6 protein-coding genes are annotated in these 12,616 nt (G+C 47.5%); 2 read left to right on the forward strand and 4 right to left on the reverse strand.

Features of this window, described 5'->3' with window-relative positions; all coding sequences use genetic code 11:
• The first annotated feature begins 98 nt into the window (after positions 1–98).
• Positions 99–1,436 carry an amino-acid N-acetyltransferase gene (gene argA / locus AACT18_RS09945; protein ID WP_026027647.1) on the forward strand — a complete coding sequence of 446 codons (1,338 nt, stop codon included), beginning with the start codon at positions 99–101 and terminating at the stop codon, positions 1,434–1,436.
• A gap of 257 nt (positions 1,437–1,693) precedes the next feature.
• A complete protein-coding gene (locus AACT18_RS09950; RefSeq protein ID WP_013856153.1) occupies positions 1,694–1,873 on the forward strand; it encodes a hypothetical protein in 180 nt (59 codons plus the stop codon).
• A gap of 114 nt (positions 1,874–1,987) precedes the next feature.
• Here AACT18_RS09950 and recD read toward each other — a convergent pair whose 3' ends face one another.
• The 4 genes from recD to AACT18_RS09970 all read right to left on the reverse strand — a co-directional run bounded on the left by recD (position 1,988) and on the right by AACT18_RS09970 (position 12,560).
• Positions 1,988–4,114: an exodeoxyribonuclease V subunit alpha gene (gene recD / locus AACT18_RS09955; RefSeq protein ID WP_094124768.1), complete on the reverse strand. Its 2,127-nt coding sequence runs from the start codon at positions 4,112–4,114 to the stop codon at positions 1,988–1,990.
• Positions 4,111–7,728: an exodeoxyribonuclease V subunit beta gene (recB, locus tag AACT18_RS09960; protein WP_094124767.1), complete on the reverse strand. Its 3,618-nt coding sequence runs from the start codon at positions 7,726–7,728 to the stop codon at positions 4,111–4,113. Before recB ends, recD begins: the two co-directional genes overlap by 4 nt.
• A 273-nt stretch (positions 7,729–8,001) precedes the next feature.
• Positions 8,002–11,445 (reverse strand): exodeoxyribonuclease V subunit gamma, encoded by a 3,444-nt coding sequence (recC, locus tag AACT18_RS09965; RefSeq protein WP_094124766.1) that lies wholly within the window; start codon positions 11,443–11,445, stop codon positions 8,002–8,004.
• Between the two features lie 98 nt (positions 11,446–11,543).
• Complete coding sequence (locus AACT18_RS09970) at positions 11,544–12,560, reverse strand: TDT family transporter (RefSeq protein ID WP_013856149.1); 1,017 nt, start codon at positions 12,558–12,560, stop codon at positions 11,544–11,546.
• Between the last annotated feature and the right edge of the window lie 56 nt (positions 12,561–12,616).

The following is a 12,616-nucleotide window of genomic DNA, read 5'->3' on the forward strand; positions in this document are numbered from 1 at the left end:
GGCGATTGAATAATTGCACCAAACTCAAAAAACCACTTGCCGACACGTGAATAAAAAGTCATTATTTGAACATATTTAAACACCAAGGTGCTCTCAGAGTGAAAATTCGCAGTACAGCTCTCGTTAAAGGATTTAGACAATCTGCTCCCTATGTTAACGCTCACCGTGGTAAAACCATGGTGATCATGCTCGGCGGTGAAGCGATTGCCGATAAAAATTTCGCTAATATCATCAGCGATCTCGCACTGCTGCATAGCCTTGGTGTCAAAATTGTTTTGGTGCACGGTGCTCGCCCACAAATCAATCAAATTCTGGCGACACATCATTGCTCCACTCCTTATCACAAAGGCATTCGGGTCACTGATGAGGAAGCGCTCAGCTTAGTCATGCAAGCCGCGGGGCAGCTCCAACTCGCTATCACAGCACGCCTTTCAATGAGCTTAAATAACACGCCAATGGCAGGAACTCAGCTCAATATCGTTAGTGGTAATTTTGTTATCTCTCAACCATTAGGTATAGATGATGGTGTCGATTATTGCCACAGTGGCCGCATTCGCCGTATTGATATTGAAGGCATCAACCGTATGCTTGACCAAGGTTCGATCGTGCTACTGGGGCCTATTGCGAGTTCCGTCACTGGCGAATGTTTTAATTTGCTCTCTGAAGAAGTAGCCACACAAGTCGCAATACGCCTAAAAGCAGATAAGCTGATCGGTTTTTGCTCAGAGCAAGGCATTATCGATGAGCAAGGCAACGCAATTGCTGAACTGTTCCCATCTGATGTTGAACGGATAATGCAGCGTATTGAAGCAGATACCGACCAAGTTCAGGATAATAGCTCAGGTACCTCACGCTTTCTGCGAGCCGCCGTTTCAGCGTGCCGCGCAGGTGTGCCACGTAGTCACTTAGTCAGTTACAAACAAGATGGTGCTTTGATCCAAGAGTTGTTCTCTTTTGACGGGATCGGTACTCAGATTGTCATGGCAAGTGCCGAACAAGTCCGTCAGGCACAGATCGATGATATCGGCGGAATTTTCGATTTAATCCGCCCGTTAGAAGAACAAGGAATATTAGTACGGCGTTCACGTGAGCAGTTAGAGCAAGAGATCCACAAATTCACGATTATTGATAAAGATGGCTTATTGATTGGTTGCGCCGCACTTTACCCTTACCCAGAAGAGGGCATGGCAGAAATGGCGTGTGTCGCTATTCACCAGGAGTATCGGGACGGCAACCGCGGTTTATTGTTACTCAATCACATGAAGCAACAAGCAAAATCGATGCGTTTAGATCGCCTCTTTGTTTTGACAACGCACAGTTTGCATTGGTTTAGAGAACAAGGTTTTTATGAAGTCGGTGTGGAATCGTTACCGATAACTAAACAGAGTTTGTACAACTATCAACGCCGTTCAAAAATTTTAGTACTGACGCTCTAACGTCAGGATATTGTATTTATTCGTTAAGTTATGGTGAATAGTTTATCTTTGATCAAGTGCAAACGTTTTCATTGTTTTGTATACAAAATAAGCGCTTTATTTAACTTAATATTATGTGTAGAATCCGCCGACATCATTAATGATGTACATTTAATGAACAACACAGGAACTTGGCTTTATACCGATTGGTCAGATACCAGTAGGTCGGCTTGCACGGATTGCTTTTACTACGACACGTACTTAAGAGCAAAAATTCTATGAAAACTGTTATTTGTAACTCACTTCAAAGCTTTTGGGATATGGCTGATAACCAATTCCTTGAAGGCCAACATGTGCATTGCGTATTTCCCGTTAACGACAAGCTACGAGTCTTTATACTCAGCTCGCAAGATCGTTATAAAATCAGAAACATCTCTTTTACTCATGCTTTCGCATAGCAGCACACCAAATCAGTAATTGAGCTTCCCCCAAACAACGGAATGAATTGAACATACAATGTAAATTTCAAACTGTGTGGGGACAGCTCAAACTCGTTTATCCTAGTTGCTGATTTACGCTAGTCTCTTGTCTAATCTCGTAACTAAGCCGCTGGCTCGCTGCGTTTTTATCTTGAGCCCTCGTTTCATCGTTCCCATGTCAGCAAAAAGCATCAGCTGCTTCTTGGCGCGCGTAATGCCAGTATAGATAAGCTCTCTGGTCAATATCGGGCTAAAATCAGGCGGTAAAATCATCAGCGTTAGCTCAAACTCACTGCCTTGTGATTTATGGATGGTCATCGCATAGGCTGTTTCGTGCTCTGGTACGCGGCTTGGTAAAATGGCTTTCACGCTACCATCTGGCAGCTCAAAATACACTTTCAAACGCGGTTCTTGCTCGCTCGTATCAAGCATGCATATGCCGATATCACCATTATACAAACCCAGCCCATGATCATTACGCGCCACCATCACGGGTCGGCCGTGATACCAAATCTCATCTTGAGTCTTGATCAACTTACGTGCGACCAGCGCACGTTCAATACGTTGATTCAAACCACTTACCCCAAAATCCCCTTCACGAATAGCACAAAGTAAACGGCATTGATTAAAGCAATCCAATACGGCTTTGGCTTTTTGGGCTTGAGTTTCCGAAGCGTCAGCACCAGAGCTCTCGATGCGCGTGAGATAACGACCATACTCCTTGACTAAGGTTTTCAGCATTAGGTTATAGCTTTCACTACTGAGTGAGTGGTGCGTAATATCAGCATAATTACGTTTTAATACCTCATCCACCATAGCCACTTGCCCAGCATTGATCGCTTTTGCTAATTGACCAATGCCTGATCGGACATCAAAGCGGTAGCTTTTTTGCAGCATGCATAAGCTGTCTGAAATCGGGGTTGCGTTAGGGTGTGAATGAGCAATCAGTGTTTGATAGCCTGTTAACTTAGCTAGGTACTCGCTGTGCGCTCGGCTGTAGCCTAAGGTTAAAAATGAACAAATGTCCCCCAGCACAGCGCCCGCTTCGACTGACGCGAGTTGGTCTTTATCACCCAGTAAAATCAAGCGCGCGTGTTTGGGTAATGCCTCGATTAACTTGACCATCATCGGTAAATCGACCATCGATGCTTCATCAACCACCAATATATCCAAATGCAGCGGGTTACGCTGATGGTGACGAAACTCAACACTGTTAGGTATGACGCCCAATAAACGGTGAAGAGTGCTCGACTCGGTGGGAATCGCCGCTTTCAACGCCGGCTCAACCGCCAGTTCAGCCACCGCTTTACCGATCGATTCCGTTAAACGTGCCGCAGCTTTACCCGTTGGTGCGACCAATTTAATGGTGGGCGTCTCACCTTGCTGTTGGGCTTGGGTAATCAAAGCGGCTAGTAATTTGGTAACCGTGGTGGTTTTACCGGTTCCCGGCCCGCCAGAAATCACGGCAAAGCGGCGTGTCAGTGCCACTGCCGCTGCGACTTTTTGCCAGTTGATGCAAACGCTTTGCGGGATCAGCGTCTCTAATGCTTCGAGTTCTTTCGCCGTACGTGCTTGGCTAATGACTTGATCAATCTCATTCCAATCAAGTTCATCGGCGTTGACCACATCCAGAAAATCACACACTTGTTGCTGGCGTGCTGATGCATTGGCTGTCTCTGGCAATTGGCGAAGCGCATGGAGCAGAAAGTGGTATTGACGCGCAAACAGTGTATCGAGCAGCAATTTTAGCTTTTGGACATCAGTAGGCTTTAGGCTCATGGGTGTCCCAAAGCTGATTAAACGCTGTGCTAAGGTAACTTCATAATGCCAGTAACGGTGTAGATATAAACGTCGCCCATCAAACATTAAAGGCACCGCTTCCCCTTGTTGTCCGACTAAGTCTGAACGGTTGAGTAGCCAAGGCCAATCAATCGCCAATAGGTGCTGATTGACCGCCAATGCAGCCTCACCAAACAAGCCTAACTTAGCTGCGAGGTCGACACCCTGCGCCGTTGAAGCGTCCACTAGAGGTAAGCAGATATGCCCCTTGGCCAATTCAGCACTGACCACCGCGGCAATAAATCCGAGCGCTTGGCTATGTTCAGCGCCAAGTTGCTGCTGGCTTTTTTGTTCGATAAAACGCGCGAATTGGTAATCTAACTGACGCATAGCGCCTTTTTCCGCTAACTGCTTAAGCGTTGTCATTAGCGTACTGCTCATAAATCTAACTCCATTTGCCCTGCATCGGTCGCGCGAGTATCTACGGTTTCTCCATCAATCAATCTGTCCATCTCATCAAGCAGTTCAAAGCTCGGTTTGGTTGAGAAAATCCCATGCTCAGACTCGCCATCCATGCCGCGCAAAAAGAGATAATAGACTCCGCCAAAATGGCGATTGTAGTCATAGTTTGCTAGACGGCTGCGTAGGAATCGATGCAGCGCCAATGCGTAGAGTTGATATTGTAAATCATAGCGATGCTCTGCCATCGCCGCTTTCAAACGCTCGCCATGATAGGCGCTCACATCATCCCCCAAATGATTCGACTTCCAGTCCAGCACGTAATACTTTCCTTGATGCTCAAACAGCAAATCAATAAAGCCCTTCAGCATGCCCTGCACAGTGTAAAAACCAAGATCTCCAGCTTTAGCCGACAGTGGATCATGGCGTTGAATGACACGGTTCAATGCAGGAGCGCTCAGTACTTCTATCGGTAATAGAAATTCCATTTCAACCAAGCGCTGAGTGGCGGTTTTTTGGTTCAAACGCAACGTTTTGCCATCTAAAGGTGTCTGTAACACGGTATCGACCAGCGTTTGTAATACTGGTAACCATTCAATATCGATTTGTTCTCGCACCAGTAAATCCAGTATCACTTTTTGGTTAGCATCGCTGCTAGCAGGCTCAGTAAACTCAACCTCTTCAAAGAGAGAATGCAAAAAAGTACCGGGCGTTGCACCGCGTGGAAAAGTAAAAATGGAACGTTCTGGCTCAACCAGTAAAGCTTCCGCTTGCTCATCAGCAGAGTCGATATCAAAGCCTGAGACTTCTAAACTCGCGTCGTGGCTAGCGTGTTTCACACCTTGTTTTACCAACCCAGAATAGCTGGTCATTCGCCAAAAACGGTCAATCTGCGCTTGCAGTGTTTTGGCACTCAATACCGGCGTCTCGACGCTCAACGCTTTAAACGGCTCTGGTTGCTCGGCTGGTGGCTCAGAAACACGAATGTATTGATTGGATTGAGCGTGCAGCGCAGCGTGAAGATCGGCAATGCCTGCGGCTTGACCATTTTGCAGCAGATAGCCAATGGCACTTAAATGCACACCGGTTGGCTCTTTGGTGGAGCGGCCATTACGCAGCGGCGCAATGCCGATAAAACAGCCATACACAGCACGAGTCAGCGCTACATAAATCAAGCGCAGATCTTCCGCAAGCCGCTCTTTATCTGCTTGCTTGAGAGAAGCTTCACTGGCGGTAATATCCAGTACAGTTTCCTCATTCACGGCATCATGATATTTGCCTTCACTTGCCTCTCGATAGCTGACCACAAACGGCAGAAACACTAAGTCATATTCCAAACCTTTCGATTTGTGAATAGTGACGATCTGCACTAGGTTGCGTTCGGATTCCAAACGTTGAATTTGATCATCACGGCCCCCTAAGCCATGCTCGGCGTCACTGATAGCTTGTGCCAGCCAACGCAGTAAACCGTGATCGCTATCAATCTCTTGTCGCGCTTGCTGTAGTAGCTCACCAATGTGCATAAAATCGGTCAGTGAGCGCTCACCTTGCGGCTCTTCCAACCAACGTTCAGCGACGTGACGTTTACTCATCACACTGCGCAACATAGGAAGCACGCCGCGCTCAAGCCACAATTGGCGATATTGTTTAAATTCGTTAACCGCGTTTTCCCATACCGATTCGTCGTTGTTTAAATCATCCAAGCTGGCAGCATCTAACGCGAAAAGTGGTGAAGCCAAACAAGCCCGCAAGGCGCGATCATGTTCAGGAGTCAGTACCGCTTGCAATAGACGCTGTACATCTTGTGCTACCTCGCTGCTAAAAACACTATCGCGGTTCGAGAGATAAACACTAGCAATGCCTTGCGTGGCGAGCGCCTCTTTCACCATACGACCTTCATTACCCGTCCGTACTAAGACTGCGATGTCACCGGCTTGCACGCTCTTTTGCCCTTTAGCAGTATCAAAGTACGCTTGTTGATGCTGCGCGGCGCTCAAAATACTCTGAATTTGGCTGGCGCACGCTTTGGCCATGCATTGCAGGTATTCGCCTTTTGGCAACGGGCTGTCTTGCGTTTCTTGCAGCCAATAGGTGAGCGCTGGTTGCACGGTTCCGTTAAGCCACCATTGACGCTGCTGCGCATTTGGACTGGCTTCAACGGGTAAAAAGGGAATGTCTTGGTCGTAGATAAAAGCACTATCAGGCGTACTAAAAATCTGATTGACGGCATTGACCATATTCGCGCTAGAACGCCAGTTGGTCCCCAAGGTGTAGTGTGCGCTCACCTGTTTACGCGCTTTGATGTAGGTAAAAATGTCTGCACCACGAAACGCGTAAATCGCTTGCTTTGGGTCGCCAATCATAAACAAACCGCATTCAGCCTTAGGCAGATAAATGCGGCTAAAAATACTGTATTGCAGCGGATCGGTATCTTGGAATTCATCGATCATCGCAACGGGGTAAAGGCTGCGAATCCGCTCAGTCAGTATGCCCAGCTCATCATTATCTATCGCGGCAGAAAGCTGAGTGAGCAAATCATCAAACGATAACCACTGCTTTTGTGCTTTCGCTTTGGCAAGCATGGCTCGGCAATGAGTAATAGCGTGCGCCAGCAGCGGCGCTTCTAAGCTGATGGGTTGTTGCAAAAAGAGCTCAATGGTCGTGAACAGCGCATGTTGCGGGGGTTGACCTTTTTTCGACTTAGCCTCCAACGCGCTTTGTGCAAACTCTTGTAATTCGCTCGGTAGGTTCAATTCATGCTCCGGGTTGCTTGCCCACAACGCTAACCCTTCTAGCCGTTTCAGCAACGCTTTCTTCGTTGCTGCATGCAAATCTGAAGCTTCAATGCATGGCGGTAAATCATCGCATGAATCAAGCCACTGCTTTTTTAGCGACTCTATGCGTGACAAGCACGATTGATAAAGCGCGCTTAAATCGCCACTCATCGCTTCAACAGAGAGCGTTAGCGCCGAGCCAGTTAAATAGCCACTGATTTTTTCAAGCAGCGCTGCTGGTGATGACCATAAACGGCGCACTTCCGCAGCAAGCTGAATCGACAACGGATAGAACTGACGACGCCAATAATCCGCGACCACTTGCGCTTTTAGATGACTTTCATCGGTCACAAATTCGTTATTAAAACGGCTGCCCGATTCAAACGCATTTTGGGTGAGCATACGCTGGCAAAAGCCGTGAATGGTATAGACTGCCGCTTCATCCATCTGCCGTTCCGCTTGCAGTAATATTTGCGCCGCTTGCTTGTGATGACTGGTTTGCTCAAGTAGCGGTTTGATAACAGGGTCATCACTGAAACCGCGCGAAAAAGCAATACGCGCCTCATGAATGCGCCGCCGAATACGGTCACGAAGCTCAGCAGTGGCAGCTTCAGTAAAGGTAACCACTAGAATTTGATCGACCGTCAGTGGCACTTGATGACGTGACTTTGCATCACCATGCCCAAGTAACAGGCGTAAATACAAACCTGCAATGGTGAAGGTTTTACCTGTGCCCGCCGACGCTTCGATAAGCCTTGCACCGTGCAGCGGGAACGTAAGGGTATTTAATGGTGTTGTGACCGTAGCCGGGGTCATACTCATAAACAGTTAGCCTTTGAATACGCAAGCGAATGTGATCGCGCTTGAATAATGGTATGAATAATCAAAATAAGTTTATAAATTAAGACGTTGTGAGATCTTTCTCACGGTTCGCCAAACGGGCAGCCTTTACTATCCGCGCCACGTGTTTCGTCAATCTCACGATGATGCGAACCAACCAAATCATGGTCCCTCTGACCTGTGGCCGTACAGAAAACGCCCTACACAATAATGATTGACTGGCGGCCACTCTACTTTCCAAGCAGTTATCCATCGCTAAACATCCTGCGCCACTTGAACCCACAATCGTGGCCCTTGCATCACCAACGTGGCCAATAAACGCACCTGCTCAGCTAAGGCTTCATTCCACTGCGGCCAAATACGCGCGATGTAAACATTGCTTCCTTCACCGTGGCTCATGTAACTTTCATTAAAGCTATCGGCCATTTTCTTGAGCGATTTGTCGCGATCATCAACCCATTGACCACGGCTGAAGCCTGCTTCCACACAGGCTAACGCGGTTTTTGGAAAGTAAGCGAGCGGCGCTGTCATACCTTGATAAAACAAACCCACCAGTTCTGCGAGCAACGCTTTGGCTTGTTCGGTATCGGGCATGGGCGGATAAATAAAATGCTGCACACCTTCTTTACGATCGTAGCCCATCAAATGAGTAGGTTGACTTTCGCCCATCGCCGCTAGTGAGAGATGATCAATCCACGCAGCTAAATAGTCCTGCGCGCGAATCGAACCACTGCGGTAGCGCACTAAACCGGATTGATAGCGCTTAGTCAGCCACCCCGTCAGTTGTACGTTTTTGCCTTCACCAAACAATTCAAATCGCAGATCGATCTCTTGGTCATCAAGTGGCGAATGGCATAAGAAAGCGATTCTTTGCGCCAATTCTTGTGCTTGCACGCGATTAGTTTCAAATTCCAAGGATCCAAAAGCACCAATCGGTAACTTTCCTTGCGCGCGCTGCTGGTCGATGAATCTCTCAAGGGCATGCGGTGAATTGGGTTGATCAAGCAGCAACTCTAGCAGTTCATCGCGTAACTGGTAGCTCTCTAAGCCATTTAAGACAAAAGGTTCATCATCTTCCATTACCGGTAACGGAGGCTCGAACGTCACTTTAAGGCGACGGTTAAAGAAATATTGCACAGGCAAACGCCAAAACCGTTGCAGCTCAACCAGATCTAAACTGACAGGAAAGCTCGCCCCTTGTAAATAATCGCTCAGGGCGAGATTAAACTCACCACTGGCTCGCCCTTGCCGACTCGCGGCAGGTAGCCACTCTTTGGCATAGCTACCAGTTTTACTCAAAAAAGCATTAGGGCTAAAAGGCACCATGGCGTGAGTGGTCGTTAAAGCACAGGCTAAATTTTTGGCCGATTGATCGCTGCCAAGCGCTTCATCCCCGACCAAACAGTAATTTTGTTGGCAATACTCTAAAAGCTCAGAGACCAACACCGAAGGAACGCGTTCGGTATTATCTTGAATTGAGCGTCCAACGTAGCTGATGTACAAGGTTTGCTGCGCCGAGAGCATCGCTTCTAAGAACAAATAGCGGTCATCGTCACGCCGCGAGCGATCGCCAGCGCGGGTGCGACCGTTCATCAAATCAAACCCTTCGGCTGGCATAGTGCGCGGGTAAACGCCATCGTTCATTCCTAGTAAACAAACGGTTTTAAAAGGGATGGAACGCATTGGCATTAAAGTACAGAAATTGACTTGTCCCGCCAGAAAACGCTGGCTGATGCGCGTACCTGACAATTTGTTTTGCAAATATTGAGTAATAATACTTGGCGCAAGTGCTTGCTCATAACCGGCCTCGGCCAGTTGATCTTTTAACTGCGACAAGGTGTCGCGAATCGACTTGAGTGCGAGCTCCCCTTCCAGCTCAACCTTAAAAAAAGCGCCAAGCATCTCACCGAGCAAGCGACGCCACTCGTCCACGCTTTGGGTCTGCGCTAACTGCTCGCGGTAATGGCTCACTTGCTGAATAAAGTGCGCTAATTTACCCGCAAATTCAGCGTTAATGCCTTGCACTTCATTATAAGGAGCGAGCGTCACTTCGCCTTGCGTAAATAAACCCGCTGAGGCAGGCATGGCATAACCAAGTAACATGCGCTCAATCCCGAATTGCCAAGTATTTTGCTCGGTCTGCGGCAACTCAAATTGTTGCGCGGTGCTAGCATTAAGCCCCCAGCGAATACCTGACTCTTCTACCCACAATTTGGCTTGCGCAAAGTCTTGCTCATTAAGCTCAAATTTTGCCATCATCGCCGGAGTTTCAAGCAGCTCTAATAACTCTGACGCTAGGCAGCGAGAATCGGGTAAATGCACTAATTGCATAAATGCCGCTAAGATCGGGCTCTCTTGATCTGCCGTACGGTCTGAAATGGAGTAAGGAATAAAGCGCTCACCCGGCGCGTTACCAAATACTGCCGCAATGGCTGGGCTGTAAGCATTGATGTCCGCCACCATCACAATAATATCGCGCGGTTTCAGTTCAGGGTCAGCATCAAACATTGCCAGCAATTGATCATGCAACACTTCCACTTCTCGCATCGGGCTATGGCAAGCATGAAGAGTGAGCGATGGATCATCCAAAGCAATCACTTGTTTGTGGTCGCTACTGTCCAGTTGACTATCATCTCGATGCTCTTGCAAATGTAAGATGTCGGCCTGCAACTGATGCAATAAGTTATCGCGTGGCAGATCAATAAAAAATTCGTGCTCTTCATTTTCCGTTTGGGAGAGTAAAAAAAGATTATCGCGCCCAAGTTTCCCCATCGAGGCTAATAACTCATTGCCAACCGCAGCTTCGGTATGCAATTCATCCACGAGGTTAGCTTCAATGTCGCCTTTAAGCGGCGAGCGTTGCCCTTCAAACTGAATCTCATCACCTTGTAAGGCGAACGTTTTACGTTGCTGACTGTGCAGTCTGGCGAGCGTTTTTCTATCTCGAAGATCGCCCCAATAATGCTGACAAGGGTTGGTAAACATCAAGTGAACATCAATCTGCTCGCCCAACGCTTTGAGTGCATCCATATAACGAGGCGGCAGTGATGAAATACCGAAAATAAACAAACGTTTGGGCAGTTTGGTTAAATCAACCGAGCCACGCGCAAGCTGATCAATAAAACTTTGATAGAGATTGGCACGATGGTAGTGCGACTGGCCTTGATCTAGCGTGTATTGATATAAGGCTTGCCATAATATCGGCTGCCATGGATGCTCATCGCCAATCTCGCTCACATCATCGCCCGCCTCCCACTTGGCAATCCAGTCGGGGCGGTAGACTAAATAACCATCAAAAATATCGGCAATTTTCTCGGCCAACTGATAGAGCTTGGAATGGTCATCATCCTGTTCAAGGTAACGCTGCAAAGAGGCAAAGGGGTCGAGCGTAAGCAAGGTTGGCAACAGATGCATCAGTTTCCACGTCATCGCTTCTTTGTTAAAAGCGCTGCGCTTAGGTACATCAGGTAGCACTTTAGTGAACATGTCCCAAATAAAGGTCGCCGGTAGAGGAAACTCAAGGTTCGCCGCCACACCGAGCTCTTTCGCTAAGGCCATTTTGAGCCATTGCGACATCCCTGGGCTTTGCACCAAGATCTGCTCTTTCTCAAAGGGGTTGGCTAACGGTGCACTTTTGATCAAATGCACGAGCAGGATCTTTAAGGTATCGACTTTATTGGAATGGTAGACAGTAAACAAAATGCACTCACGCTTTTCTTGTCACAATAAGGACTGAGATTAGCATAAGTGCATTCTATACTTGAGAATTTTATGTTTTGAATTGCCTAAACTGCAGGCTATTTCATTTCACAGTTCAATGCGTGTTCATCTTGCTCTTCTAGCTCATTCATGCTGCTGAGTAGCACGCGATGAGGTTGATAGAAATTTAAGTAACGAATAGCAACATAACCCACCACAATAGTTGCCACAATCAACTCTAACCCAGCTAACCAATGCACTTGCTGTACATACTCAGCACTCACCCCAACGGTTTCCATCCAATGTGTGAGTTTAAATAGCGCCGTTGCACCAATCACCATTGGGAAGGTAAACGCTGCGTAGCCTGGGCTAAAAGGCAAACGTAATAATTTAAAGAAAGCTAAGTAGATAATCGTTGTCATTAACACGGCAATACCAAATAAAATGCCGATGATCACTGGCGATGGGTTAGCCGTGACAGTTAAGTAACCAGCCAATGAGAGGCTCGCTGGTGCCGCCAAAATAGCCATGGTTGGTTTTGCTGCATCTGGAACTTCATGTGTGAACATGAAACGGTAAATCATCATCGGCAGCATCACCGCATAAGCGACTAAACCGAACATCATGGTTGCATTTGCGATTGGTGCAAGTGCTGGGTTTCCAGAAAACGCCACGTCGGCCACAATAATACCCACAGGTGGAACGAACCAACTTGGCACCATGTGATGAAGTTCAAAAGACTGCGCACGATGGTACAAAAAACTGACCAAGAAGATGATGTGTAAACCCACAGCAAATAGCCATAACGCATCACCAGCCATTGGGTAAAAATGGCCTAATGAATTGGAAACCACCATTGTGCCCATCGCAAAAGTAGGCACAACACTGCCCACGACCGGATGAGCGAGATCTTGGCGTAATAAGTGGCCATGAAAGAGAAATTTAAACGCAAGAACCACCAGCAACACGCTGGCAATAACGGCTCCACTTAATTGGCCATAACCTTGTAATGGTGCAAAGTTTTCCCAACTCCAACCCAAGCTTGCGATGCCTAGAGCTAAACCCGCCATAGGGGTTGGCGCACCCATAACTTTCGCTTTTGCTGCTCGAATCATATTGACCTCTCATCAGAACTAACAAAGTAGTTGTTCAATGTCGCTATCATACGCTT

Source organism: Vibrio sp. V04_P4A5T148 (assembly GCF_963875605.1).
Taxonomy (GTDB): Bacteria; Pseudomonadota; Gammaproteobacteria; order Enterobacterales; family Vibrionaceae; genus Vibrio; species Vibrio anguillarum.

Bases quoted from the DNA above. Each gene is read 5' to 3' on its own strand.
- AACT18_RS09950 (WP_013856153.1), top strand. From the start codon at position 1,694: ATGAAAACTGTTATTTGTAACTCACTTCAAAGCTTTTGGGATATGGCT.
- recB (WP_094124767.1), bottom strand. From the start codon at position 7,728: ATGAGTATGACCCCGGCTACGGTCACAACACCATTAAATACCCTTACG.
- recD (WP_094124768.1), bottom strand. From the start codon at position 4,114: ATGAGCAGTACGCTAATGACAACGCTTAAGCAGTTAGCGGAAAAAGGC.
- AACT18_RS09970 (WP_013856149.1), bottom strand. From the start codon at position 12,560: ATGATTCGAGCAGCAAAAGCGAAAGTTATGGGTGCGCCAACCCCTATG.